This window comes from Roseateles sp. P1_C6 (genome assembly GCF_056406315.1).
Map to the genome: position 1 here is coordinate 71,906 of NZ_JBFUAK010000002.1, position 24,761 is coordinate 96,666.

The window sequence follows — 24,761 nt, forward strand, 5'->3', positions numbered from 1 at the left end:
CGCACCGTCTGCCCGTAGCTCAACTGGATAGAGCAGCTGCCTTCTAAGCAGCAGGTCGGGGGTTCGAGTCCCTCCGGGCAGGCCAAGAAATCAAGGCGCCCAGGTCGTTCGCGGCCTGGGCGTTTTCCGTTCCGGGCTGCAGGTTCAGACCCGTCAGGTCGGGTGCGAGATGACTCTCACGCCTGGGACAGGCGGGCCAGCATGGTGGCTTCGGCCGCTGCGCCCCAGGCCAGCGGGTAGAGGCTGCGCGCCGAGGCCAATGACTCGGGGTGGCCGCCCCACAGTGAGATCTGCTCGCGCACTTCGGCCAGGTCGATGCTCATCAGCACGGCCGGTGCGTTGACTCGTGGGTTGTGGCGGGCGGCGGTGCGGGGCACCAGTCCCAGGCAACGGCGGTAGAAGCCGACGTGGCGCGGATTGACCTCAATGACGAGGCGCTCGCAGCCGGCGCGCCGGTGCGCATGCAGGTAGCCGAGATGGAAGATCTGCGCCAGCACGCGCTTGGGTTCGTGAGAATGCTTGTCCACGGCCAGGCCGCCGAATTCGCACAGCTTGACACCCTCCGCCCGCCAGCCGTCCAGCTCTTGCTTGAACAACAGGTCGGCATGCAGCCCCCCGGTGCCGTCGAAGCGCACGGACAGGGTGCCGACGATGCGGCCCTCGTCGCGTGCGGTGCAAACGATGTCGCCGTCTTGGTCGCGGCAGCTGTAGCGCTCGCGGCCAATGTTCAGGCCGCGGTCGCCATAGCGGCGCTCGACGAGGCCGAGGGCCTCTCCCTCGAGGCCGCCGAAGCCGCTGTCCAGCACCAGCGGCGGTGTGTGTGAGGGGTTTGTTGGCAAGCCGTGGCTCGCTTCAAAGTGAGGGATCATGGACTGCATCCTCCAGCGCCCAGTGCGCGAGCCGCGAGTCTAGGGATGCAGTGCGGTGCCGGGTCGGACTATCACAGACCGATACACCAGGTATCCGCGGATCATGCGATTTCTCACGGTCAAGCGGCAGTTCTGGCGCCGCCCTGAATCCGAAATGGCGTTTCAGCCGGCCCGGGCCGAGCTGGGCGCGTGGCCGATGACGCGTTTGAAGGCCCGGCTGAACGAGGCTTCGGAGTCGTAGCCCAGCCGGTCGGCGGCCACGGCCACGCGCATGCCGTCCTGCGCGATCCAGCGCCGGGCCTGAAACATCTTGATCTTGGAGACGTAGCGCGCCGGGCTCTCGCCCATGGTGCGCGTGAAGGCGTCGGCGAAGCTCGAGCGCGAGGCGCCCATCACGTCGGCCAGCTGCGGCACGCTCCAGTCGCGTTCGGGGTCGGCGTGGATGGCGGCGATGACCTTGCCGATCTTGGGGCAGCGCACCGCGGCCACCCAGCCGGTGGCGTTGCTGCAGGCGCATTCCACCCAGGCGCGGATGATGCTGGCGGACAGCGCATCGGCCAGGCGGGCGATGATGCCGCAGGCACCGATGCGGTCCAGTGCGACCTCGCGCTCCATCGCCTCCAGCAGCGCCGGCACGGTGGCGTCGCGCTGGGCCAGCTCGCCCGTCAGCATCAGCTCCGGCATCATCGCGATGAGGGGGTGCAGCGGGTCCAGGTTGAAGCGCAGCGCGCCGCAGAACATCACGTCGGCCGCCGCGGCCTCGGCTGCATCGGCCCCGTCGGCCACGCGACGCACGGCGCACTGGTCGCCGCCCACGAGGTAGATGTTGTCGGCCACGGCGACGCGCGACAGGGAGTCGATGTCCACCGCCGGCACGTCCGGCGAGCTGGCCAGCACGTGGAAGCTGCCGCGCGGCAGCAGCACCGCGTCGCCGGGCGCCAGGCGCACCCAGTCGGTCGTCGCCGTGCGCAGCCAGCAGCCGCCGGCGCCGACGAAGTGAAAGCGCGCCGAGCGCTGCGCGGGGAAGGCCACCGCCCAGGGCGCGCGCAGGATGCAGCGGCCGTACTCGACGCCGTCCAGGCGCAGGCCCAGCAGGATTTCGGTCAGCGGGTCGCGTGCGCCGGCGTCGCGGACCGCAGGCTTGGACGAAAAGTCAAGCATTTCGGCTCTTTCGGTATGGAAGCGCCGGCATGCTATTCCTAGCATGACGACACCGTTCAGACCAAGGGTTTGCTTTGTCGTCCTCTCCCTGCTCCACCTGCCTTGATGCCGTCGCCGCGCCCGCCCGGCCGGTTGCATCCGCCGCGCCGTCGGCCAACTGGCCCGCCGTCGCCTCGCTCACCATGGGGGTCTTCGGCCTGGTCATGGCCGAGTTCCTGCCCGCCAGCCTGCTGACCGCGATGGCTGCCGATCTGGGCGTCAGCGACGGCGCGGCCGGCCAGGCGGTGACCGCCACGGCCCTGGTCGGCGCCATGGCCGCGCCCTCGCTGCCGCTGTTGACGCGCCGGTTGGACCGCAAGGCCGTCATGCTGGCGTTCAGCCTGCTGCTGGTGCTGTCCAACCTCATCGCCGCCACGGCCAGCAGCCTGGGCCTGCTGCTGGTGGCCCGCGTGCTGCTGGGCATTGCGCTGGGTGGGTTCTGGTCGATGTCGGCGGCGCTCGCCCTGCGGCTGGTGCCCGAGGGCCTGTTCGCCCGCGCGATGTCGCTCATCCTCACCGGCGTGTCGGTGGCCACCGTCTGCGCGGCGCCGGTCGGCGCCTGGATGGGCGACTTGTGGGGCTGGCGCAGCCCCTTCATCGCGGCGGGCGTCGTCAGCGTCGTCACGCTGGCGGTGCAGTTCGTCACATTGCCGGCGCTGCCGCCGCGCGACAACCCCAGCCTGCGCGTGCTGGGCGAGCTGCTGCGGCGCCCGCCGGTGCGCGTGGCGCTGCTGGCGGTGCTGCTCGTCATCTCGGGCCACTTTGCCGGCTTCACCTACATCCGCCCGCTGATGGAGCAGGTGACGCACCTGTCCGTCGGTGCCGTGTCGGCCGTGCTGCTCGCCTACGGCGTCGCCGGCTTCTTCGGCAACCTGGCGGGCGGCTGGCTGGCCGGGCGCAGCGAGCGCCACGCCATCGTCGCCGGCGGCGTGCTGATTGCCGTGCTGGCCGCCAGCCTGCTGGTGGCGGGCCAGTCCATGGCCGTCACGGCAGTGGCCGTGACGTTGTGGGGCTTTGCCTTCGGCGCCTTCCCGGTGGGTTTTCAGACCTGGATTGTCCGCGCCGCGCCCGACCAGGCCGAGGGCGCCGGCGGCCTGCTGGTGGCGGGCTTCCAGATCGCCATTGCCAGCGGCGCCATCGGCGGCGGGATGCTGGTGGACCACATCGGCGCGCTGGGCGGCCCGGCCTTCGCCGTCGTCGCGCTGACGCTGGGCACGCTGCTGACGCTGCGCCACGGCCCGCGTGCTGCCAATACCTGAACCTCACCGGAAAACGCCATGACCACCCACGACATCAATCGCCGCATCACGCTCGCCGCCTATCCACAGGGCCTGCCCGGGCCGGAGCACTTCCGGCTCGACACCCAGCCCGTTCCGGTGCCCGCCGACGGCCAGGTGCTGCTGCGCACGCTCTACCTGTCCATCGACCCCTACATGCGCAACCTGATGGACCCGGTAGGCCCCGGCTACGCGCCGCCCGTGCCGCTGGGTGGCGCGATGGTGGGCGGCACCGTCAGCCGCGTCGTCGCGTCGCGCCACACCGGTTGGCGCGAGGGCGAGCTGGTGCTGTCCAACGCCGGCTGGCAGGACTACGCGCTGTCCGACGGCAGCGACCTGCTGGCGCTGGGCGACCTGGGCCAGCCGTCGCTGGCGCTGGGCGGCCTGGGCATGCCGGGCTTCACGGCCTATGTCGGGCTGCTGGACATCGGCCAGCCCAAGCCGGGCGAGACCGTCGTCGTGGCCGCGGCGACCGGCGCGGTGGGCGCCATCGTCGGGCAGCTGGCCAAGCTCAAGGGCGCGCGCGTCGTGGGCATCGCCGGCGGCGCGGACAAATGCCGCCATGCCGTCGAGTTACTGGGCTTCGACGCCTGCGTGGACCGCCACGTGCCGGGCTGGGCCGAGCAGTTGGCGGCCGCCTGCCCGCAGGGCATAGATGTCTACTTCGAGAACGTCGGCGGCGAGGTCTTCGACGCCGTGCTGCCGCTGCTGAACCTGCACGCCCGTGTGCCGGTGTGCGGCTTCATCGCCCACTACAACGACGCCACGCCGCCGGCCGGCCCGGACCGCCGCCCGCAGCTGATCGCCACACTGCTGCAAAAGCGCATCCGCATGCAGGGCTTCATCATCCTGGACCACTACGGCGACCGCTTCGACAGTTTCCGGCGCGAGATGAGTGCCTGGCTGGCCGAGGGGCGCGTCAAGTTGCGCGAGGACCTCGTCGTGGGCCTGGATCAGGCGCCCCAGGCGCTGGCGCGGCTGCTGCAGGGCGGCAACTTCGGCAAGACGGTGGTGCAGGTCGCGCCCACCTGAGGCGGGATCACCCGACGGCCTCTCGTCCTACAGCCGTGCGCCGCACCGCGCGCTACATTGGCTATGGGCTTAGGCCCCCTGCTGTTCCTCCCTGAGCAGGCGTCTACCGTGACAGCGGAAGACGGTTTCAGCCCCGGCTTCGTGCCGGGGTTTCTTTTTTTGCGCGGCGCTCAGCCGAGCACGGCGCCCGGCGACACCCAGGCGCCCGGCGCAACACCGGTCCAGCGCTTGAACGAGCGGCGGAAGTTGGCGCCGTCGAAATAGCCCAGGGCCTGCGCCACCGCATCGCGGCCCTGACCGCGCGGGCCCAGCAGGTACAGCGCCACGTGGGCACGCATGCGGTCGACCTCGGCCTGATAGTGCGTGCCGTGGCGGGCCAGCCGGCGCTTGAAGGTGGCAGGGCTCATGCCGAACCCGGCGGCCAGCAGTTCCAGGCCGGGCGGCTCGGCCAGTTGGCGCACCAGTCGGTCGCCCAGGGCRGCCAGCAGGCCGCGGCGCAGCGCTTGCGGGTCGGCCTGGCGGGCCAGCGCGGTCGCGGCCAGCCCGGGTGCCTGCGCGCCGGGCCAGGGCGCCTCGGCGCAGGCCCGCGGCAGGCGCATCGCGTCGACCGGGCAGCCGAAGTGCAGCGCCGGCCCCAGGTGCACGGCATGCTGGGCCAGGTCGCGTGGCGCGGTGCGGTTGAAGCTGAAACGCCAGGGCAGCCGTCCGCCGCCGCGCCAGGCGCACAGGCCGGCCACGGCGCTCATGTGCAGGTCGACGATGAAGCCGCGCAACCCCGCCGGCAGGCCGCAGGCGTCGGTCCAGACGAGCATCAGCTCGTGCTCGTCGATCAGCAGCCGCGGCGTCAGCAGCGGCGTGAGCCGGCCGGCGTGGCGGCACAGCAGCTGCAGCATGTCGACCAGGCCACCGGCCTGCAGCAGCGCCTGGCTGGCCAGGCCGTAGTGGCCGGGCAGCAGCAACTGGCCCAGCGCAAAGGCGCTGTCCGCGCCGGCTTCGCGCAGCGGCGCCAGCAGGTCCAGCAGCTGGCGCGGCGAGATCAGCGGCGCTTCGGGCCAGGGCAGGGCGACGCCGCGGTGGTGGGCGAACTCGGCCAGCAGCGCCGCATGGTCGGCCACCGGCAGGCAGGCGGTGTCGATCTCGTAGGGCGGCAGCCCGGCGTCGCCGCCCAGTCCCTGCGGCAACAGCGCGTCGAGCTGGGACTGCAGGTTCATAGGCGCTGGAGCAGGCCCAGCAGCAGTTGCTCGGGCGCCTCGGTGCCCGTGGTGCCGAGCAGCGCGGTGCGCACCGGCAGGCGCAGGCGGCGGCCGTCGCGCCCGTTGAAGTTCAGCTGCGCCAACGCGGCCTGCAGCTCGTGGGCCAGCTGCCGGCCCTCGGCATCGCTGCAGCCGGGCAGCAGCACGACGAAACGGTCACCGGCATAGCGGCACAGCAGGTCGTCGGCGCGCAGGTTCAGCAGCAGCGTCAGGCTGGCGGCCTGCAGGGCATGGTCGGCGGCGCCGATGCCTTGCTCGCGCACCAGGCCGTCAAAGCCCTCGAAGCCCAGCATCAGCACACAGCCCGGGCGGCCCAGGCCGCGCTCGAGCTGGATCTGCGCGGCCATGTAGCCCGCGTCGGCCAGCTGCGTGACGCGGTCGACCGCGCGGTGGTCGCGCAGGAAGCGCTCGCGCTGCGCCAGCTGGCCGCTCAGCACGCGCTGCTCCTGGCGCCAGTGGTGCAGGCCCACCGTCAGCAGCAGCATGCCCAGCGGCGTGAGGGCCTCCAGCCAGTTGTCCCAGACCATGGCCTTGGGCAGGCGCCAGACCTCGTCCAGCGCGTCCACCCATTCGCCCACCAGCATGGCCGCCAGGCCCAGCGTCAGCCAGGTCGTCACGCGGCCGGCCGGCCGGCTGCCGCGCACATAGACCAGCCACACGCCCACCATCAGCGCCATGCCGCCCTCGCCCAGCACGTCCATCCAGTGCCATTCAGCCAGCGGCTTGAGGCTGCCCAGGCCGGCGAAGGCCAGCGTCAGCCCGGCCAGCAGCAGGCTCAGCGCGGGGTAGAAGAACTCCCGGGCCAGCAGGTTCAGCGGCAGGCTGGGCCGGGGCGATGGCAGGGTCAGGCGTGTCATCCGGTCATCGTATGAACGTCGTGTGACAGCGTTGGGAAGCCGCGCCGGGGGAGTCGGATCGGCTCAAGCGCGGCCCCTGGCCTGCGCCACCCGGCCTGTGTGACGGTTCCGTCAAACGGGCGCCACGGGCGGTCGCGAGCATCGCGGCCATTCACAACCCGGCTTCCGCAATGAACTCGAACCATCTCCCGCGCCCCAGCCTGCTCTGCCTGGCCCTGGGCCTGGCCTTCTCGGCCCAGGCGCAGACGCCGCCCAGGCAGCTGGACACCATCGTCGTCACCGGCCAGCGCGCAAGCCTGCAGTCGGCGCTGGACAAGCAGCGCGAGGCGCAGGGCGTGCTCAGCGTCGTGCATGCCGACGGCATCGGCCAGCTGCCCGACAGCAACGCCGCCGAGGCGTTGGCCCGGCTGCCGGGCGTGACGGTGGAGCGCGACCAGGGCGAGGGCCGCTTCGTGCGGGTGCGCGGTCTGGGCTCGGACTACAACAACGTCACCATCAACGGCGCCACCGTGCCGGCCTCCGAAGCGGGCCGGCGCGCGCCGGGGCTGGACGTGGTGCCGGCCGGCCTGATCCGTTCCCTGGAAGTCAACAAGACGCTGACGCCCGACGTGGACGCGAACAGCCTGGGCGGCAGCGTCAGCGTCAACACGCTGACGGCCTTCGACGTGAAGGGCCGTCTGCTGGTGCTGGACGCCGGCCTCAACCACGACAGCAACCTCGGCAAGGCGCGCCCGCGCGCTTCGCTGACCTTTGCAGACCGCTTTGCCGACGGCCAGTTGGGCCTGGCCGTGTCGCTGTCCAGCGACCAGCGCCGCTTCGCCAGCGACAACGTCGAGACCGGCGGTGCCTGGGAGGGCGGCAAGCTGGCGTCCTTCGAGCTGCGCCGCTACAGCATCCTGCGTTCGCGCGTCGGCGCGGCGGTGAGCCTGGACTGGCGCCCCGCGGCCGGCCAGGCGCTGTACCTGCGCGGCTTCAGCAGCCGCTTCACCGACGAAGAGACACGCCAGTCCGTCAAGGTCGCGCTCAACGCGGCGCAGGCCCCGGGCGAGCTGGGCGGCGGCACCGCCTCGCGCGGCCTGAAGGACCGCCGCGAGGTGGCCAAGACCAGCTCGCTGACGCTGGGCGGCAAGCTGACCGTGGACGCCTGGGAGGGCAGTGCCGAAGCCGGCGTGGGCCGCGCCGAGGAAGACACGCCCAACTCGCTGGCCTCGTCGGCCTTCGACGCCAAGTTCAGCGGCCTGGGCTTTCTGGACAGCCAGCGCCCGGTGCTGCAGGCGCCAGCCACGCTGCGCGACGCGGCGCTCTACAAGCTCAACAACTTCAAGATCGAGGACAGCGAGGCGCGTGACCGCGTCGAGCATGTGAAGCTCGACGTCAAGCGCGCCTTAGAACTGGGCGGCGGCGACAGCCTGGAGGTCAAGGCTGGCGCCAAGGCCACGCGCCGGCACAAGGACAACCTGCAGGAGGCCTACAAGCTCAAGGGCAAGACCATTGGCACGCCGACCTTCGCGGCGATCGCCGGCGGCGAGCCAGTCGATTACCCCTGGGGCAGCTTCGGCCTGGTGGCCGACGCCGACAAGGCGCGGGCGCTGTGGAAGGGCGTCGACCTGGCCGGCTCGCGCGACGTGGCCGACTCCGTCACCGGCGACTTCGACATGAAGGAGAACCTCGACGCCGCCTATGCCCAGGCCACCTGGGAGCGCGGCGGCCTGCAGCTGCTCGGTGGCCTGCGCATGGAGCGCATCACCTTCAAGGCGCGCGGCATGGCACTGGTGGACGACGCGGCCCAGCCCATCAGCGTGGACACGCGCAGCACGCACTGGCTGCCGGCCTTGCTGCTGCGCCAGAACCTCGGCAACCAGCTGCTGCTGCGCGCCGCGCTGACGAACTCGCTGGTGCGACCCAGCTTCGAGCAGCTGTCGCCGGGCAAGATCGTCGACGGCGACGAGGCCGAGCTCGGCAACCCCAACCTGAAGCCGCTGCGCTCACGCAACCTGGACTTCGGCCTGGAGCAAGGCCTGGGCCGCGACGGCACGCTGTCGGCCTTCGTGTTCACGAAGCGCATCAAGGACTTCGTCTTCCAGACCGACCTGGCAGGCAGCCCCGGGCTGGACCGGCTACTCGCAGGTCAACACCTACGCCAACGGCGACAGCGCCAAGCTGCGCGGCGTCGAGCTGGCCTATGCGCAGGTGCTGCGCAGCCTGCCGGCACCGTTCAACGGCTTGATCGTCGGCGCCAACGCGACCTTCGTGCATTCCAAGGCGCGCGTGGGCGGCTACGACGAAGGCGTGTGGAAGAGCCGCGACATCAGCCTGCCCAGCCAGTCGGACCGCAGCTTCAACCTCAGCCTGGGGTGGGAGGGCCAGGGCGTCAGCACCCGGCTGGCGATGAACCGGCAATCGTCCTACCTGATCGAGGTCGGCAGCGTCTTCGACCCGGCCAAGGACTTGCGCGTGGACGGCCAGAAGCAGCTGGATTTCTCGCTCAAGTACGCGGCCAGCCAACAGCTGGAGCTCAGCTTCGAGGCTGCCAACCTGACCAACCAGGCCTACTACGTCTACCAGGCCACGCCGGCGCAGAACGCGCAGTACGAGCGTTATGGCCGCACGTTCAAGGTCGGCGCGAAGTGGAGCCTGTTCTGATGCAGCGGCTTCTTCTGGGCCTGGCCCTTTTGGCCTGTGTCGGCGGCGCGCAGGCCGACCGTTTCGTGCTGGGCAAGGCGGCGCTGGAGCTGCACGACGACGCCGGCGGGCTGCTGGCCCGCCATGCGGTGCGCGCCAAGCACATGGACCAGCGCAGCGACGACGGCGCGCTGGCCGTGTTGCAGGACACCGACAGCGGCCAGATCCAGCTGTGGCGCGCCAGGCAGGGCCAGCTGGCGCGCGCCGCCGCCTGGCCGGCCCCCGCGCTGGACGTCGCGCAGCTGTGCCTGTACCGCGACCCGCAAGGCCTGCTGCAGCTCTTCCTGCTCGGCAAGGAGGGGTTGTCGGAGCAGTGGCTGATCGATGGCGAGCGTGCGCTGCCGGTGCAGCGCCTGGCCACGCCGCTGGAGCCCAGCGCCTGCCGCGCTCGCGACGCCGAGGCGACGCTCTACGTCGCCGAACCCGACGTGGGCCTGTGGGCGCTGTCGGCCAATGCGGAGCGCGCAGGCCGGCGCCTGCTGCTGGCCGATGCCGCGTCCAACGGCAAGGCACTGAACGCACGGCTCGAGGCCTGGCTCGCCGACCATCCCGCCGCGCCGGCGGCCGCACGCCCGCCCGTGGTCTTGCCCAGCGGCCAGACCCAACCCGTGCGCGAGGCCGGCGACGCGGCGGATGACCCCGCCATCTGGGTGCACCCGCGGCGCGGCGCGCAAAGCCTCATCCTCGCCACCGACAAAAAGCGCGGCCTGGCCGTCTACGGCCTGGATGGGCGTGAGCGCCAGTTCTTGGCCGTCGGGCGCATCAACAACGTCGACCTGCGCCAGGGCCTGGCCTATGCCGGCCGCAGGCTGGACCTGGCCGTGGCCACGCAGCGCGACGAGGCCGGCCTGGTGCTGTTCGGCATCTCGCCCGCCGGACGCGTCACCGAGCTGGCGCGGCTCAAGACCAGCCTGGCCGACATCTACGGCGTCTGCGTCGGCCGCAACGCCGACGGCGGGCTGGACGTCTTCCCCAACGACAAGGACGGCCGCGTGCTGCAGCTCAGGCTGAGCCTGGCGGGCAAGACCTGGCGCGCCGAGCCGGTCAGTGAGTTCCGCCTGGCCAGCCAGCCGGAGGGCTGCGTCGTCGACGAGGCGCAGCAGGCACTCTTTGTCGGCGAAGAAAAGCGTGGCATCTGGCGGCAAGACCTGGCCACGGCGAACAGCGCGCCGCAGCTGGTCATCCCGGTGGGGCCGGGCCTGACGGCCGACGTCGAAGGCATGGCCATCCACCCCGGCCGCGGCTGGTTGGTGGTGTCGTCGCAGGGCAGCGACTCCTACGCCGTCTACGACACGCGGCCGCCGTTCGCGCAGCGCGGCAGCTTTGCCATCGGCACGAACGTGGCGTTGGGCATCGACGGCGTCTCCGAGACCGACGGCCTGGACCTGAGCGCCGCCAACCTGGGCGGGCCGTATGCCGACGGCGTGCTGGTCGTGCAGGACGGCCACAAGCGCCTGCCGCTGGGGCCGCAGAATTTCAAGCTGGTGCCGTGGCGCGACGTGGAGAAGGCCATCCTTATGCGTCCCTGACGCGGTGCTGAGCACAGTGGGGGCCTCTTCACCGCCGTGCTCCGTATGGACATCCTGCTCTTCCCGGTCGCCAACCCCTGGCTGACGGTGCTGGCCGCCGTCGTGCTGCTGGCCCTGGTCTTTTACAAGCGCACGCTGCGCCTGTTCGGTTTCGTCATCGTGCCGGATGACTCCATCGGCACCGTCACCAAGGGCTTCGTGCTGTTCGGCCGCCATCGCGAGCTGCCGCCCGGCCGCATCGTCGCGCTGTTCGGCGAGGCCGGCCTGCAGGCCGACACGCTGGCGCCGGGTCTGCACGTGGGCCTGTGGCCGTGGCAATACCAGGTCGAGCTGGTCAAGTTCACCGTCGTGCCCGATGACGCCATCGGCATCGTCGAAGCCTGCGACGGCCTGCCGCTGCCCGACGGCCGCGTGCTGGCCCGCCATGTGGACTGCGACAACTTCCAGGACGCACGTGCCTTCCTCGCCGGCGGCGAGCGTGGCCTGCAGACCAGCGTGGTGCCGCCCGGCGCCTGGCGCATCAACACGCTGCTGTTCACCGTGCGCCTGGAGCGCATGACCGTCATCGAGCCCGGCAAGATCGGCATCGTCGAGGCGCGCGACGGCCGGCCGCTCGCCGGTGGCCGCGTCATCGGCCGCGCGGTGGCCTGTGACAGCTTCCAGGATGCCCGCGCCTTCATGGACGGCGGCGGCGAACGCGGCCCGCAGATGAGCGTCATCCCGCAAGGCAAGTACCGCATCAACCCCGGGCTCTTCAAGGTCATGCAGGTGCAGGTGACCGACGTGCCCGACAACAAGGTCGGCATCGTCACGACCCGCGAAGGCGCGTCGCTGACCACCGGTGAGATCGCCGGCCCCGAAGTGCCGGGCCACAACGTCTTCCAGGACCCGCAGTCCTTCGTCAACGCCGGCGGCACCAAGGGCTTGCAGGAGCAGGTGCTGCTGGCCGGCCGCTACTTCATCAACCCGATGTTCGCCACCGTCGAGATCATCGACATGACCGAGGTGCCTATCGCGTCGGTGGGCGTCGTCGTGGCCTTCGTCGGCGGCGCCGGCGTGGACGTGACGGGCGAGGGCTTCCGCCACGCCAACATGGTCCGCCGCGGCGAGAAGGGTGTGTGGGTGGACGTGCTGGACCCGGGCAAGTACGCCATCAACACCTACACCCACAAGGTGCGCGTCGTGCCCACCGCCAACGTCGTGCTGAACTGGGCCACCGGCAAGACCGAGGCGCACAAGCTGGACGCCAACCTGTCCACCATCACCGTGCGCTCGGCCGACGGCTTCACGTTCAACCTGGACGTGAGCCAGATCATCCACATCCCGCGCAACGACGCGCCCAAGGTCATCGCCCGGTTCGGCAGCATGGAGGCGCTGGTCACGCAGGTGCTGGAGCCCACCATCGGCAACTACTTCCGCAACGCGGCGCAGAACTCCGACGTCATCGACTTCCTGAAGAAGCGCAGCGAGCGCCAGGCCGAAGCCAAGGCCGCGATCGCCGCGGCGCTGAAGGCCTACGACGTGGGCGCGGTGGAGACGCTGATCGGCGACATCGTGCCGCCCGCCGAGCTGATGAAGACGCTGACCGACCGCAAGCTGGCCGAGCAGGAGAAGGTCACGTTCACGATACAGGTGGAGGCGCAAGGCGTGCGCCAGCAGCTGGAACAGGCGACGGCGCTGGCCCGCACGCAGGCCCAGGTGGTGGACGCCGAGCGCAAGGTCGCCATCGCCGAGTTCAGCGCGCAGGCCGCGGTGAAGACGGCCGATGGCGCGGCGCGCTCCAAGAAGATCACCGCCGAGGCGGACGCCGAAGTCACGCGCGTGACCGGCCAGGCCGAGGCCGGCCGGACGCTGGCCATCGGCGAGGCCGAGGCCGAGGTCATCCGCCAGAAGATCGGCTCGATGGAGTCGGGCAACTACGCCATCGTGCAGGTGGCGCAGGCGCTGGCCGGTGCGGGCGTGCAGCTGGTGCCCGAGGTGCTGGTGGGCGGCGGTTCGCAGACAGGCGGACAGGGCGGCACGCTGGTGGACGTGCTGCTGGCTGGGCTGGTGAAGGACAGGCTCGCCAAGCCGGAGGCGATCGTGGCAGCCGCCTAAACTCCGCGACCCCATGATCCCCCGCCCCATCGTCCAGTTCCTGCCGTGGATCGCCACCGGTTCGCTGATGGCGCTGGCCTGGGTCGGCTGGCAACTGCGCCGCGCCTGGGAGGGCTTGCGCGCGGCGCAGCGGGCGGCCCAGCTGGAGCGCGCGCTGCGCGAGTTCGGCGACCTGATGCGCGACGCCGACCGGCCCGAAGTGCACGCGCATGAACTGCTGCAGGCGTTATCCGACCTGGTGGGCCTGCCGACGGCCGCGCTGCTGCGGCCGGCGTGCGGCGAGCCCGACATCGTGATCGGCGAGCCCGACGGCAACGCGATGGCCGGCCTGCAGCTGTGCGCCGACAGCGGCCGCGCTTTGGGCCCCGGCACCGACCACCATGCCGGCGAGCCCGACCTCTACCTGCCGCTGCGCGGCCAGCGCCTTGGGGTCCAGGCGGCGCTGGGCGCCGTCACGCTGCGCGGCCTGGGCAACGCCACGCTGGCGCCCGACTACCTCGCCCACGTCCAGGCCTTGTGCGACCAGATGGGCCTGGCCTTGCAGCGCCGCTGCGTACAGGACGAGGCGCGCCGCGCCGGCGAGCTGGCCGAGACCCAGTCCACGCGCAACGCCATGCTGGCCGCCATCTCGCACGACTACCGCACGCCGCTGGCCACCATCATGGGCTCGGCGTCGGCGCTGCAGACGCAGGGCGAGCGCCTGTCGCATGCCCAGCGCCAGGAGCTGGCCGGGCGCATCCTGGACGAGACGGCCCGCCTGGTGCGCCTGACCGACAACACGCTGCAGCTCGCTCGCCTGGGTGCACCCGGCGTGGCGCTGCGCAGTGACTGGGAGTCGGCCGAGGAGATCGTCGGCGCCGCCTTGCGGCGCGTGCGCCGCCGCCCGGACGGCGACCGCGTGAAGGCGCGCATCGAGCCCGAGCTGCCGCTGCTGTGGTGTGATGCGGCCCTGATGTCGCAGCTGCTGGACAACCTCCTCGACAACGCCTTGAAGTACAGCCCCGCCGAGGCAGCGGTCGAGCTGGTCGTGCGCCGTGTCGGTGGCGAAGCGCTGTTCGCCGTGCGCGACCGCGGCCAGGGTATCGCCCCCGCTTGGCGCGACCGCGTGTTCGACGCCTTCCAGCGCGGCGATCTGGCCGCCTTCTCCCAGCGCCCGCCCGGCGCCGGCGTGGGCCTGGCCGTGTGCCGCGCGATTGCCGAGGCACATGCGGGCTCCTTGAGCCTGCGCCCGCGTGGGCATGGCGGCTGCAGCTTCGAGTTCCGCCTGCCGCTGCGCGCCGCGCCAGAACTGCCCGAAGCCGCGCCATGAAGCTGCTGCTCGTCGAAGACGACCGCGAGCTGCGCGTCACGCTGCGCGAGGCGCTGGCCGTCGAAGGCTACGAGGTGCTGACCGCCGCCAGCCTGGCCGACGCGATGGCCCAGCTCACCCATGCCGGCCAGCTCGACGCCGTGCTGCTGGACCTGGGCCTGCCCGACGGCGACGGCGAGGAGCTGCTGCAGGCACTGCGCCGCGAGCGCTCCACGCCGCTCATCGTCATCTCGGCCCGCCAGGTGGAGGGCCAGAAGATCCGCCTGCTCGACGCCGGCGCCGACGACTACCTCGTCAAGCCTTTCGGCATCGGCGAGCTGCTGGCGCGGCTGCGTGTGGCGCTGCGCCACCGTGGCACGGTGGCCCAGCCCGCCGTCACGTCGTACCGGCGCGCCGGCCTGGAGGTGGACCTGCAGGCCCACCGCGTGAAGCGTGACGGCATCGACGTGCATCTCACGCCCACCGAGTTCAAGTTGCTGGCCCGCCTCGTGCGCCAGGCCGGCCAGGTCGTCACGCACCGCCGCCTGCTGGCCGACGTGTGGGGGGCGGACGCCACCGAGCAGACCCACTACCTGCGCCTTTACATGGGCCAGTTGCGCGCCAAGCTGGAGGCGGACCCTGGCGAGCCGCGTGTGCTGCTGACCGAGCCGGGCGTGGGCTACCGCATCGCCGAGCCGCGCTGAGCGTCCGGCGAACTCAGCCGAGGCATTCGTCCAGCATGCCGGACGGCACCAGCGCGACGACCGGCCGGGGATCATTTCGATTTTGGGGCGACGCTGGCAGGCGGGCACCGACCCTGCTAGGCTGCCCGCGCCCGCCACGGATGGCGGAACGGGAGCAGCAGGCATGGCGGAGTTGACGGTCAACGGCAAGCGGGTGCAGTTCGAGGCGGAAGCCGACACCCCGTTGCTCTGGGTGCTGCGCGAGCAGCTGAGCCTCACAGGCACCAAGTACGGCTGCGGCGTTGCCCAGTGCGGCGCCTGCACCGTGCACATCGACGGCGCGCCGGTGCGCAGCTGCGTGATGCCGGCCTCGGCGCTGACGGTGGCGCAGAAGGTCACCACCATCGAAGGCCTGGCGCCGAATGCCTCGCACCCGCTGCAGAAGGCCTGGGACGCGCTGGACGTGCCGCAGTGCGGCTTCTGCCAGAGCGGCATGCTGATGGCTGCCGCGGCGCTGCTGAAGAGCAAACCCAAGCCCACCGACGCAGACATCGACGCGGCGATGACCAACATCTGCCGCTGCGGCACCTACAACCGCGTGCGTGCGGCCATCCACCTGGCCGCCGGTCAGGTGCAGCGCAAGCAGATCCCCATCGTCATCGAAGGGGGCCAGGCATGAGCGCCGCGCTGAATCGAAGGAGCTTCCTGCACGCCAGCTCGGCCGCAGCCGGCGGCCTGATGGTGGGCTTTCACGTGCCGGGTCTTGCCCAGGCCGATGCACCGCCCGAGCTGAACGCCTGGGTGCAGGTCCTGCCGGACGAGACCGTGGTCATCCGCATCGCGCGCTCGGAGATGGGGCAGGGCACGCTGACCGGCCTGGCCCAGCTGGTCGCCGAGGAGCTGGACTGTGACTGGGCCAAGGTGAAGACCGAGTACCCCACGCCCGGCCAGAACCTGGCGCGCAACCGCGCCTGGGGCAGCATGAGCACGGGCGGCAGCCGTGGCGTGCGCGAGTCGCACGAGTACGTGCGCAAGGGCGGCGCGCTGGCGCGCGCGCTGCTGATCCAGGCCGCGGCCAACCAGTGGAATGTGCAGGTGCAGACCTGCGACACCGCCGCCGGCCGCGTCGTCCACGCCGCCACCGGCCGGCGGCTGGGTTATGGCCAGCTCGCCGCCGAGGCGGCCAAGCTGGCCGCGCCGGACAACATCACGCTGAAGGCCGCCAAGGACTGGAAGATTGCCGGCCGGCCGATCAAGCGGTTGGACACCCGCCCCAAGCTGGACGGCTCGCAGGTCTACGGCATGGACCTGAAGCTGCCCGACATGCTGAATGCGGCCATCAAGGACTGTCCGGTCTTCGGCGGCAAGCTCAAGAGCTTCGACGCGGCGGCGATTGAAAGCCGGCCCGGCGTGAAGAAGGTCGTCAAGGTCGGCGACACGGCCGTGGCCGTGGTGGCCGACACCTGGTGGCGGGCCAAGACGGCGCTTGACGCGCTGCCCATCGTCTGGGACGAGGGCCCGCACGCCAAGCTCGGCAGCGCCGACGTGGCCGCGACGCTGAAGGCCGGCCTGGATGCACCCGAAGCAGCCGTGGGCAGCATGCAGGGCGACGTGGCCGCGGCGCTGGCTGGCGTCGCGAAGAAGGTCGAGGCCGTCTACAGCGCGCCGCACCAGAACCACGCGACGATGGAGGTGATGAACGCCACGGCCAAGTGGACGCCGGAGCGCTGCGAGGTCTGGACGCCGACGCAGAACGGCGAGGCCGCGCTGGCCGCCGCGTCGGAGGCCTCCGGCCTGCCGCCCTCCGCCTGCGAGGTCTACAAGCTGCACCTGGGTGGCGGCTTCGGCCGGCGCGGCGCGGTGCACGACTGGGTGCGCCAGGCGGTGGCCATCGCCAAGGAGCTGCCGGGCACGCCAGTCAAGCTGATCTGGAGCCGCGAGGAGGACATGACGCATGGCCGCTACCACCCGATCACGCAATGCAAGCTGACGGCGGGGCTGGACGCCGCCGGCAAGCTGACCGCGCTGCACATGCGCATCTCCGGCCAGAGCATCATCGCCGGCATCTTTCCGCAGAACATCAAGGACGGTAAGGACCCGGTCGTCTTCCAGGGCCTGAGCGCCGGCGGCGCCGAGGGCGCACTGGGTTACGCGGTGCCGCATCTGCTGATCGACCATGCGATGCGCAACCCGCCGGTGCCGCCGGGCTTCTGGCGCGGCGTGAACCTGAACCAGAACGCCGTCTACCTGGAGTGCTTCATCGACGAGGTGGCCCATGCCGCCAAGCGCGACCCGCTGGAGCTGCGCCGCGAGCTGCTGGCCAATTCGCCCAAGCACCTGGCGGTGTTGAACGCCGTGGCCGCCAAGGCCGGCTGGGGCAAGCCGCGGGCCAAGGGCAGGCATCTGGGCCTGGCGCAGATCATGGGCTTTGGCAGCTATGTGGCGGCCTGCGCCGAGGTGTCGGTGAGCAAGAAGGGCGAGCTGAAGATCCACCGCATCGTCGCCGCCACCGACCCCGGCCATGCGGTCAACCCGCAGCAGATCGCGGCGCAGGTGGAGGGCAGCTTCGTCTACGGCCTGTCGGCGGCGCTGTTCGGCGAGATCACGATCAAGGACGGCCGCGTCGAGCAGCAGAACTTCGACAGCTACCCGGTCATGAAGATGGAGCACATGCCGGCCGTCGAAACGATCTGCATGCCGTCGGGCGGCTTCTGGGGCGGCGTCGGCGAGCCGACCATCGCCGTCGCCGCGCCGGCCGTGCTGAACGCGATCTTCGCGGCGACGGGCAAGCGCATCCGCGACCTGCCGTTGAAGAACCAGCTGGCCTGATGCGTGCGCTGCTGGCCCTGCTGCTCGTGGCGGCCAGCGCGCAGGCCGGGCCCGCCGAATCCACGCCTTCGGTCGAGCGCGGCCGCGCGCTGCTGGCCGACCGCACCCAGAGCCTGTGCCTGTTGTGCCATTCGCTGACGGCGGCGGGCGATGCCAACGAGGGCAACCTCGCGCCACCGCTGGCGGGCGCGGCCGCGCGGCTGACGGCGCAGGGCCTGCGCGATCGCATCGCGGACATGCGCCGCTTCAACCCGGCCACCGTCATGCCGCCGTTCCGCTCGAGGGAGGGCTTGCGTGACGTGGCGCCGACGTGGCAGGGCAAGCCGGCGCTGACCGAGCAGCAGCTCGACGACCTCGTGGCCTACCTGGCCACGCTGCCGAAATGAAGCGGCGCGAGTTCGTGCTCGGCGCGGCCGCGCTGGCCGCCTTGCCCGACGCGCGCGCCAGCGATGAAGCGATGCGCGCCGCCATCCGCGCCTGGGCCGGCCGCGAGCCCGAGGCGGGCGCACTGAAGATCGACATCGCCGAACTGGTGGAGAACGGCAACGCGGTGCCGGTGCGCGTCGTGGCCAGCGAGCCGGTCACGGGCCTGGCGCTGTTCAACCCACTGAACCCCGAGCCCGAGGTCATGCACGTCGCCTTCGGCCCCGACAGCCCCAAGCCCGAGTTCAGCACCCGCATGCGCCTGGCGCGCAGCCAGCGCATCGTCGCCGTGGCGCGCGCAGCGGACGGGCGCTGCTGGCAGGCTGGCGTGGACGTCATCGTGACGCTCGCCGCCTGCGTGGAACCCTGATGGCGACGCGAGCCGTCATCACGCTGCCCGCCGCCGTCAAGGCCGGCGTTGCCTTCGAGGTGCGTGCGACCGTCGCCCACGCGATGGAAACCGGCTACCGCAGCAGCGACGACGGTGCCCGGCTGCCGCGCGACCTGGTGCGCCGCTTCGAATGCCGGCTGGACGGTGAACTTGTGTTCGCCGCCGACCTGTTTGCCGCCGTGTCGGCCAACCCCTATCTGGCTTTCTGGCTGCGTGCACACCGGTCGGGTGAGCTGAGCTTTGACTGGCGCGGCGACAACGGCTTCGAGCACCGTGAGACGCGCGCGCTGAACGTCGCATGAGGGCCGCACTGCTGCTGCTGATAGCGCTCGCGGCCAACGCCGCCGAGGCCGATCAGCGCCGCTCCGGGCGCGACACGATGAGCCCGGCGCTGCGCACGCTGCAGGCCGACGACGCCCAGCATCCCGCCCAGCTCGCGCTGGCCCTGGGGCGCGAGCAGTGGAGCGCCGGGCCGAAGGCCTGCGCCAGCTGCCACGGCGAGCCCGACAGGCTGCGCGGTGCGGCCACCCGCTATCCGGCCTTCGACGACGGCCTCGTCGACCTGCCGGGCCGCATCAACCGCTGCCGCGTGCGCCATCAGCAGCAGCCGGCCTGGGCGCCCGAGGCCGAGCCGCTGCTGGCGCTGGCGGCGCTGGTCGCGCAGCAGTCGCGCGGCCTGCCGCTGCAGCCGCCGCGCGGGCCCGAGCTGGACGCCGCGGCCAGGCAGGGGCAGGCGCTCTACGCGACCCGCGTCGGCGCGCTGAACCTGTCCTGCGCGCAATGCCACGACGAACGTGCCGGCCAGCGCCTGGGTGGCAGCCTGATCCCGCAGGCGCATGTCGACGATTACCCGGTCTACCGGCTGGAGTGGCAGTCGCTGGGCAGCCTGCAGCGCCGCCTGCGCGGCTGCCTGAGCGGCGTGCGCGCCCGGGTGTGGGACTGGGACAGCGCCGAGCTGCTGGCGCTGGAGGTCTACCTGGCGCGTCGCTCGGGAGGGCTAACGATGCAGCCGCCCGGTGTTCGGCCTTAAGCTGTTTTGCAGGAACGGGAGGACGCATGCGACTGTCGTGCTGGATCTTGATCGGCGGCCTGCTGGCTGCACCGCTGGCCTGGGCCACCGAGGCCGACCTGACGCTGAACCAGCGCAAGCTCGTCACGCTGCGTGCCACCCTCAAGGGCGAATCACCCGCCGAGCGCGTCGACGCCGCCGGCGTCGCGCTGCAGTCGGCACTCGATGCGCCGGGCCCGGACCGCATCGAGCGCCAGTCGCTGCCGGGCGAGCCGCTCGCCGTGCGGTTGCAGATCAATGGCGTCACGGTGCTGCATCTGGTGCCCGACGACCTGGGCGGCGCGCAGGCGGCGTCGCTGCTGGACGCGGCCGCCATCGACACCGAGCGACGGCTGCGCCTGGCCTTGGCCGAGGCCCGCGAGGCGCGCGATCCCAAGGCCTGGGCCGTGGGCCTGGCGTTCGCGCTGCTGGCCACGGCCCTCGCCGTGGCGTTGCTGTACGGGTTGGGGGCCTTGCGGCGGCGCGTGTTGCGCCATGCGGTGCGGCAGCTGGGCGTGGGCGAGGCGCACGCGGCGCGGCCCTGGTGGCAAGTCTCCGGCGAGCATGCCATTGCGTTGCTGCGCGGCCTGGCGGGGTTGGCGAGCTGGGTGGTCACGCTGGTCGTGCTGGACGTGTGGGCCAGCGTCGTGCTGCGCCAGTTCGCGGTCACGCGGGCCTGGGGTGAACGGGCGGGCGACTGGCTCATCGAGCAGCTGCTGGGCCTGGCCGGCGCTGCCGCCGGTGCCGTGCCGGGGCTGGTGACCGCGGGCCTGATCTTTCTCGTCGCGCGCGGTGTGCTGCGCGTGCTGCGTGGCGTGCTGGAGCGCGTCGAGCGTGGCGAGCTGAGCATCGCCGGGCTGGACGCCGACACGGCAGGCCCGACGGCGCGGCTGGCCGGATTGGTCGTCTGGCTGTTCGCCGTCGCGATGGCCTACCCCTATCTGCCTGGCGCCAGCACCGAGGCCTTCAAGGGCTTGACCGTGCTGGCCGGCCTGATGGTGTCGCTGGGCGCATCGGGCGTCGTGGGCCAGCTGATGGCGGGGCTGTCGCTGATGTACTCGCGCGCGCTGCGGGTGGGTGAATACGTGCGCATCGGCGAGGTCGAGGGCACGGTCACGGCGCTGGGCGTGTTCGCCACGCGGCTGCACACCGGCCTGGGCGAAGAGGTCAGCCTGCCCAACGCGGTGGTGTTCAGCCAGCCGGTGCGCAACTTCTCGCGCCTGGTGCAGGACGACGGCCAGTACATGCTGCACACGGCCGTCACCATCGGCTACGCAACGCCCTGGCGCCAGGTGCACGTGATGCTGCTGGAGGCCGCGCGGCGCACGCCCGGCGTGCTGGCGCAGCCGGCGCCCTACGTCGTGCAGACGGCGCTGAGTGATTTCTACGTGGAGTACCGGCTGTGCGCCCAGGGCAGCCGCGCGGCGCCCAGCCGGCGCGCCGAGGCGATGAGCCAGTTGCACGGCCACATCCAGGACGTGTTCAACGAGAACGGCGTGCAGATCATGTCGCCGCATTACCTGGCCGACCCGGTCGCGCCGCAAGTCGTGCCGGCCGGGCCATGGTTCACGCCCGAGGCGGGGCCGCTGGCGCCGCGGCCCTGATCGCGACAAGTCAAGGACAACCGGGCTTCAGACCTGTCACCTGCATCTGCTTCTTCCGATTGAGGACGCGGCGGCGGATCGTCCCTAACAAGGAGGGTGACCGCAGCCAAACCCCTTCCTAGGATGGCCCAGCCCTGGTTCACAAGGGGCGGGAGACAAGGTGATGCAGCAGCCGAGGCGGGTGCGCTGATGGCGCAATACGCAGCGATACGCGCCGTGGGCGAAAGCGTGCTGGAGCTGATGCGCGAAGCCTGCCCGGTGGCCGACCTGCAGCTGGGCGCGTCGCCCAAGTTCGAGCTGGCGTCGCTGGGCAGCCTGACCGACGGCCAGGCCGCGCCGGCCGAGGGCTTCTATCTCGTGCTGTGGCGCGTCGGCATCGGTGGCTCGCCGCGCAACCTGCCGCCGCGGCGCGCCCGCGACGGCCGCATCTTCAAGCCGTCCATGCCGGTGGACCTGTACTTCCTGATGCTGCCCATCGCCGCCAAGGCCGACAAGCAGACGCAGATGCTGGGCTGGGCGCTGGCCTTCCTGCACCAGCTGCCGGCGCTCAGTGGCGAGACCATCAACCGCTACACCAAGGGCAGCCCGGCGGTCTTCCAGCCCGAGGAGAGTGTCGAGCTCATCGCCGACCCGCTCAGCACGGTGGACTACCTGTCGCTGTGGGACCGCGTGAAGACCGGTTTCCAGGCGGGCATGACGTATGTGGCGCGCATGGTGCTGCTGGACATCGACCAGCCCGAGCCCACCGGCGCGCTGGTCACCGAGCGCCGCTTCGGCCTCGGCGCGCGCGGGGAGGGGGCGTGATGGGCCTGATGCTGCTCAAGCCGCCGCTGGACGACCTGCTGCTGCCGGCCGGCGATGGGCTTGCCTTCATCGATGGCGCCAGCGGCGAAGCCGTCATGGCCGGCCTGCGCTGCAGCCTGGTGCTGCGCCATGGCGGCAAGCTGCTGGGTCGCTCGCGCATGACGGTGTCCGGCGTGCACCACTGGCCGGAGCTGTCGCAGCGCTGGCGTCAGGCCGACCCGGCAGCGCCCGTGTTCGCCGACGTCCTCGTGCGCGACGAGCTGGCGCGCTTCCAGCCGCTGAGCCTGCCCTGGCCGCTGCCGGTCGTGCCCGTGGGTCAAATCATTGGCGGCACGGTGCTGGGCGGCGCGCGGCTGCTGCGCGTGAGCCTGTTGTCCGCGCCTGCGCGGCGTGCACCGCCCGGCATGGCCAGCGTCTACGGCCTGCTGACCTGGCAGGCCAGCGGCGAGGCCGCGGCCTGGGCCCGTGTCAGCTACTTCGACGGCGACGGCCGCGTGCATGACGGCGGCAGCGACGCCGAAGGGCGCCTGAGCCTGCACCTGCCGCTGCCGCGCCCCAACCGGCCTGGCTCACCGCCCGCGCCCGCAGCGCAATTGCGCGTGTTCGCCGACCCCGCGCTGGCCACCGCGTCGCTGGGCCTGGGCGCGCCGGACGTGCTGGCCTTCGCGGCCCAGCCGGAGGTGCGCGCGCTGGCCGACGCGGCCCTCAGCGATGCCTACGCGCCCCCCGCTTTCGTCACCGGCGAGCCGCTGATCCTCGCCACCCTAGGCCTGCCGCCGGCGCACCGCGAACTGCGGCTGGCGCCGATCTGAGACCCGCTGAACGTTTCACGAAGGAGACCGTCATGCCCGAATATCTTGCGCCCGGTGTGTTCGTCGAGGAGGTCTCCTTCCGATCGAAGTCCATCGAAGGCGTCAGCACCACGACGACCGGCTTCATCGGCCCCTGCCGCTACGGCCCCGTCACCGAAGAGCCGGACCTCCTCACCAGCCTCACCGAGTTCGAGCGCAGCTACGGCGACGGCCAGCAGATGGCCTTCGGCGCGACCGGCGCCACGACCGGCGCCAACTACCTCTGGCAGGGCGTGCGCAGCTTCTTCGAGGAAGGCGGCAAGCGCCTGTACGTGAGCCGCGTGTTCCGGCCACAGAGCGGCATCTACCCCAGCGACCTGACCGCCGTCTTCGGCGCCGCACCGCATGCCGACGGCCATGCCCGGCTGGCCGTGGGCGCGGCGCCAGACGGGCTGCGCATCGTCGCCCGCTACCCCGGTGCGGCCGGCAACATGCAGGTGCGCTTCACCGTCAAGCTCGGCCCCAACGTGCTGGGCGCCTTGCCCGACCCGGGCGGCGGCGGCGGGCTGATCCCGACGCTGGCCAACCTGGCGGACGGCGACGTGGTCTGGATCACGTCGGCCACCGCTTTCCCGCTGGCCGCGGGCGGTGCCAACCCGCCGGCCACGCCCAAGGCCATCGCGGAGATGCCCATCTACGTGGCCCGCAGACAGCTGGACGGCAGCTGGCAGTTCCGCTTCGGCGGGCTGACGCCCGTGGGCGCCGCCGGGCCCGACCCACTGACGCTGACGGACTTCGCGCTCAGCCTCGTGGCCGGCAGCGGCGACGCGATCCGCCCGATGACGCTGAGCCTGGAGGTGCTCACCGACGACGGCCGCTCGCTGGGCGCCTGGAGCGGCCTGCCGCTGGAGCCGCTGCACAAGACGGCCGGCGTCGGCGACGGCATCTTCGACCTCTTCAGCCTCGCCGGCCCGGCCAGCGCTGGCCTGCCCGTCGTGCTGCTGAACAACGCGGCCGGCGGCATCGACAGCGGCGTCGACCTGCTGAAGGCGCTGGACACGCTGGCGTCGGGCTTTGACTTCAAGCTCACGCAAATCGAATGGGACGACGCCGCCCGCACCGAGATGACGGCGCTGCGCAAGAAGTTCGAGGCCGGCCTGACCGCGCGCGCCTGGCTTGCCGGCGGCAACGACGGCCTGCTGCCCGGCCGCACCGAGTACGAGGGCCGCGCCGACCCGACGCAGTCGTACTCGACGGGCCTGAAACAGTTCGAGTCCATCGAGGACATCTCCATCGTCGCCGCACCGGGCTCGACCTGGAAGGCCAGCGAGCGCGCCGACGACGTCGCGGCCATCACCAACCTGCTGATCGCCCACGCCGAGAAGATGCGCTACCGCATCGCCGTGCTGGACTCGCACGAGGGCATGAGGATCGCCGACGTGCGCAAGCTCAAGGCCAAGCTGGACAGCAAGTACGCGGCGCTGTACTACCCCTGGGTCACCGTCTTCGACGGCATCACGCGCCAGCCGCTGAACCTGCCGCCGTCGGGATTCGTGGCCGGCATCTATGCCCGCAACGACACCGAGCGCGCCGTCTACAAGGCGCCGGCCAACGAGGTCGTGCGCGGTGCCATCGGCTTCGAGACGCTGATCAACACGGCCCAGCAGGAGGTGCTCAACCCCGAGGGCATCAACTGTTTCCGCTTCTTCGAGGGCCGCGGCAACCGGCTGTGGGGTGCACGCACGATCAGCTCCGACCCCGAGTGGAAGTACGTCAACCTGCGGCGTTATTTCGCCTACCTGGAACGCTCCATCGACAAGGGCACGCAGTGGGCGGTGTTCGAGCCCAACGGCGAGGCGCTGTGGGCCAACGTGCGCGCCACCATCCGCGACTTCCTCGTCAACGAATGGGCCAATGGCGCGCTGCTGGGCGACAAGCCCGAGAAGGCCTTCTTCGTGCGCTGCGACCGCTCGACGATGACGCAGAACGATCTCGACAACGGCCGTCTCGTCTGCCTCGTGGGTGTCGCGCCGCTGCGCCCCGCCGAGTTCGTCATCTTCCGCATCGGTCAATGGACCGCGGATCAGAAGTCCTGATAGGAGCC

Annotated in this window: 20 protein-coding genes, 1 tRNA gene and 1 pseudogene; 18 read left to right on the forward strand and 4 right to left on the reverse strand. The window is 71.6% G+C overall.

Annotated features, from left to right (window positions below; translation table 11 throughout):
• Positions 1-8 precede the first annotated feature (8 nt).
• Positions 9-85, forward strand: a tRNA-Arg gene (locus AC1D29_RS03390).
• A gap of 91 nt (positions 86-176) precedes the next feature.
• On the opposite strand, the gene AC1D29_RS03395 is transcribed toward AC1D29_RS03390, so the two are convergent.
• Positions 177-869, reverse strand: a complete 693-nt coding sequence (locus AC1D29_RS03395) for an N-acyl amino acid synthase FeeM domain-containing protein (RefSeq protein ID WP_477894486.1) — start codon at positions 867-869, stop codon at positions 177-179.
• 162 nt (positions 870-1,031) lie between these two features.
• Positions 1,032-2,030, reverse strand: coding sequence for an AraC family transcriptional regulator (locus AC1D29_RS03400; RefSeq protein ID WP_477894487.1), 999 nt, complete (start codon positions 2,028-2,030; stop codon positions 1,032-1,034).
• A 74-nt stretch (positions 2,031-2,104) separates the two neighbouring features.
• Here AC1D29_RS03400 and AC1D29_RS03405 point away from each other — a divergent pair, with 74 nt between their 5' ends.
• Positions 2,105-3,328, forward strand: coding sequence for an MFS transporter (locus AC1D29_RS03405; protein WP_477894488.1), 1,224 nt, complete (start codon positions 2,105-2,107; stop codon positions 3,326-3,328).
• An 18-nt stretch (positions 3,329-3,346) separates the two neighbouring features.
• Positions 3,347-4,378 (forward strand): NADP-dependent oxidoreductase, encoded by a 1,032-nt coding sequence (locus AC1D29_RS03410; protein WP_477894489.1) that lies wholly within the window; start codon positions 3,347-3,349, stop codon positions 4,376-4,378.
• 170 nt (positions 4,379-4,548) lie between these two features.
• Here AC1D29_RS03410 and AC1D29_RS03415 read toward each other — a convergent pair whose 3' ends face one another.
• Together AC1D29_RS03415 and AC1D29_RS03420 are read right to left on the reverse strand one after the other, a co-directional pair.
• Positions 4,549-5,589 carry a helix-turn-helix domain-containing protein gene (locus AC1D29_RS03415; RefSeq protein ID WP_477894490.1) on the reverse strand — a complete coding sequence of 347 codons (1,041 nt, stop codon included), beginning with the start codon at positions 5,587-5,589 and terminating at the stop codon, positions 4,549-4,551.
• A complete protein-coding gene (locus tag AC1D29_RS03420) occupies positions 5,586-6,488 on the reverse strand; it encodes a GGDEF domain-containing protein (protein WP_477894491.1) in 903 nt (300 codons plus the stop codon). The genes AC1D29_RS03415 and AC1D29_RS03420 overlap by 4 nt, the downstream gene beginning before the upstream one ends.
• Before the next feature lie 170 nt (positions 6,489-6,658).
• On the opposite strand from AC1D29_RS03420, the pseudogene AC1D29_RS03425 reads away from it, so the two are divergent.
• The 15 genes and pseudogenes from AC1D29_RS03425 (at position 6,659) to AC1D29_RS03495 (ending at position 24,753) form a co-directional block, all read left to right on the forward strand.
• A pseudogene (locus AC1D29_RS03425) lies at positions 6,659-9,131 on the forward strand (TonB-dependent receptor).
• A gap of 143 nt (positions 9,132-9,274) precedes the next feature.
• Entirely contained in the window at positions 9,275-10,699 is a 1,425-nt protein-coding gene (locus AC1D29_RS03430) for a phytase (protein ID WP_477895155.1), read from the forward strand.
• Positions 10,700-10,744: 45 nt separating this feature from the next.
• On the forward strand, positions 10,745-12,796 hold the full coding sequence (locus AC1D29_RS03435; RefSeq protein WP_477894492.1) for an SPFH domain-containing protein: 2,052 nt from the start codon (positions 10,745-10,747) through the stop codon (positions 12,794-12,796).
• Positions 12,797-12,809: 13 nt separating this feature from the next.
• Positions 12,810-14,105: a sensor histidine kinase gene (locus AC1D29_RS03440; RefSeq protein WP_477894493.1), complete on the forward strand. Its 1,296-nt coding sequence runs from the start codon at positions 12,810-12,812 to the stop codon at positions 14,103-14,105.
• Positions 14,102-14,788 (forward strand): response regulator, encoded by a 687-nt coding sequence (locus AC1D29_RS03445; protein WP_477894494.1) that lies wholly within the window; start codon positions 14,102-14,104, stop codon positions 14,786-14,788. Before AC1D29_RS03440 ends, AC1D29_RS03445 begins: the two co-directional genes overlap by 4 nt.
• 163 nt (positions 14,789-14,951) lie before the next feature.
• Positions 14,952-15,446, forward strand: a complete 495-nt coding sequence (locus AC1D29_RS03450) for a (2Fe-2S)-binding protein (RefSeq protein WP_477894495.1) — start codon at positions 14,952-14,954, stop codon at positions 15,444-15,446.
• Positions 15,443-17,596 (forward strand): xanthine dehydrogenase family protein molybdopterin-binding subunit, encoded by a 2,154-nt coding sequence (locus tag AC1D29_RS03455; protein ID WP_477894496.1) that lies wholly within the window; start codon positions 15,443-15,445, stop codon positions 17,594-17,596. Before AC1D29_RS03450 ends, AC1D29_RS03455 begins: the two co-directional genes overlap by 4 nt.
• Positions 17,596-17,982: a sulfur oxidation c-type cytochrome SoxX gene (soxX, locus tag AC1D29_RS03460; RefSeq protein ID WP_477894497.1), complete on the forward strand. Its 387-nt coding sequence runs from the start codon at positions 17,596-17,598 to the stop codon at positions 17,980-17,982. The genes AC1D29_RS03455 and soxX overlap by 1 nt, the downstream gene beginning before the upstream one ends.
• Positions 17,979-18,389 carry a thiosulfate oxidation carrier protein SoxY gene (locus tag AC1D29_RS03465; RefSeq protein ID WP_477894498.1) on the forward strand — a complete coding sequence of 137 codons (411 nt, stop codon included), beginning with the start codon at positions 17,979-17,981 and terminating at the stop codon, positions 18,387-18,389. Before soxX ends, AC1D29_RS03465 begins: the two co-directional genes overlap by 4 nt.
• A complete protein-coding gene (locus tag AC1D29_RS03470; protein ID WP_477894499.1) occupies positions 18,389-18,712 on the forward strand; it encodes a thiosulfate oxidation carrier complex protein SoxZ in 324 nt (107 codons plus the stop codon). The genes AC1D29_RS03465 and AC1D29_RS03470 overlap by 1 nt, the downstream gene beginning before the upstream one ends.
• Complete coding sequence (gene soxA, locus AC1D29_RS03475; protein ID WP_477894500.1) at positions 18,709-19,440, forward strand: sulfur oxidation c-type cytochrome SoxA; 732 nt, start codon at positions 18,709-18,711, stop codon at positions 19,438-19,440. Before AC1D29_RS03470 ends, soxA begins: the two co-directional genes overlap by 4 nt.
• A gap of 26 nt (positions 19,441-19,466) precedes the next feature.
• Positions 19,467-21,062 carry a mechanosensitive ion channel family protein gene (locus tag AC1D29_RS03480; protein WP_477894501.1) on the forward strand — a complete coding sequence of 532 codons (1,596 nt, stop codon included), beginning with the start codon at positions 19,467-19,469 and terminating at the stop codon, positions 21,060-21,062.
• 189 nt (positions 21,063-21,251) lie between these two features.
• Complete coding sequence (locus AC1D29_RS03485; RefSeq protein ID WP_477894502.1) at positions 21,252-21,866, forward strand: Pvc16 family protein; 615 nt, start codon at positions 21,252-21,254, stop codon at positions 21,864-21,866.
• Positions 21,866-22,678: a hypothetical protein gene (locus AC1D29_RS03490; protein ID WP_477894503.1), complete on the forward strand. Its 813-nt coding sequence runs from the start codon at positions 21,866-21,868 to the stop codon at positions 22,676-22,678. Before AC1D29_RS03485 ends, AC1D29_RS03490 begins: the two co-directional genes overlap by 1 nt.
• 32 nt (positions 22,679-22,710) lie before the next feature.
• On the forward strand, positions 22,711-24,753 hold the full coding sequence (locus AC1D29_RS03495) for a phage tail sheath family protein (protein ID WP_477894504.1): 2,043 nt from the start codon (positions 22,711-22,713) through the stop codon (positions 24,751-24,753).
• The last annotated feature ends 8 nt before the right edge of the window (positions 24,754-24,761 follow it).

Excerpts from the sequence above, each read along its gene's own strand:
- soxA (WP_477894500.1), top strand. The coding sequence starts at position 18,709 with ATGAGGGCCGCACTGCTGCTGCTGATAGCGCTCGCGGCCAACGCCGCC.
- AC1D29_RS03400 (WP_477894487.1), bottom strand. The coding sequence starts at position 2,030 with ATGCTTGACTTTTCGTCCAAGCCTGCGGTCCGCGACGCCGGCGCACGC.
- AC1D29_RS03455 (WP_477894496.1), top strand. The coding sequence starts at position 15,443 with ATGAGCGCCGCGCTGAATCGAAGGAGCTTCCTGCACGCCAGCTCGGCC.
- AC1D29_RS03470 (WP_477894499.1), top strand. The coding sequence starts at position 18,389 with ATGGCGACGCGAGCCGTCATCACGCTGCCCGCCGCCGTCAAGGCCGGC.
- AC1D29_RS03430 (WP_477895155.1), top strand. The coding sequence starts at position 9,275 with ATGGACCAGCGCAGCGACGACGGCGCGCTGGCCGTGTTGCAGGACACC.
- AC1D29_RS03495 (WP_477894504.1), top strand. The coding sequence starts at position 22,711 with ATGCCCGAATATCTTGCGCCCGGTGTGTTCGTCGAGGAGGTCTCCTTC.
- AC1D29_RS03445 (WP_477894494.1), top strand. The coding sequence starts at position 14,102 with ATGAAGCTGCTGCTCGTCGAAGACGACCGCGAGCTGCGCGTCACGCTG.
- AC1D29_RS03440 (WP_477894493.1), top strand. The coding sequence starts at position 12,810 with ATGATCCCCCGCCCCATCGTCCAGTTCCTGCCGTGGATCGCCACCGGT.
- soxX (WP_477894497.1), top strand. The coding sequence starts at position 17,596 with ATGCGTGCGCTGCTGGCCCTGCTGCTCGTGGCGGCCAGCGCGCAGGCC.
- AC1D29_RS03435 (WP_477894492.1), top strand. The coding sequence starts at position 10,745 with ATGGACATCCTGCTCTTCCCGGTCGCCAACCCCTGGCTGACGGTGCTG.
- AC1D29_RS03485 (WP_477894502.1), top strand. The coding sequence starts at position 21,252 with ATGGCGCAATACGCAGCGATACGCGCCGTGGGCGAAAGCGTGCTGGAG.
- AC1D29_RS03490 (WP_477894503.1), top strand. The coding sequence starts at position 21,866 with ATGGGCCTGATGCTGCTCAAGCCGCCGCTGGACGACCTGCTGCTGCCG.
- AC1D29_RS03420 (WP_477894491.1), bottom strand. The coding sequence starts at position 6,488 with ATGACACGCCTGACCCTGCCATCGCCCCGGCCCAGCCTGCCGCTGAAC.
- AC1D29_RS03465 (WP_477894498.1), top strand. The coding sequence starts at position 17,979 with ATGAAGCGGCGCGAGTTCGTGCTCGGCGCGGCCGCGCTGGCCGCCTTG.
- AC1D29_RS03395 (WP_477894486.1), bottom strand. The coding sequence starts at position 869 with ATGATCCCTCACTTTGAAGCGAGCCACGGCTTGCCAACAAACCCCTCA.
- AC1D29_RS03480 (WP_477894501.1), top strand. The coding sequence starts at position 19,467 with ATGCGACTGTCGTGCTGGATCTTGATCGGCGGCCTGCTGGCTGCACCG.
- AC1D29_RS03450 (WP_477894495.1), top strand. The coding sequence starts at position 14,952 with ATGGCGGAGTTGACGGTCAACGGCAAGCGGGTGCAGTTCGAGGCGGAA.
- AC1D29_RS03410 (WP_477894489.1), top strand. The coding sequence starts at position 3,347 with ATGACCACCCACGACATCAATCGCCGCATCACGCTCGCCGCCTATCCA.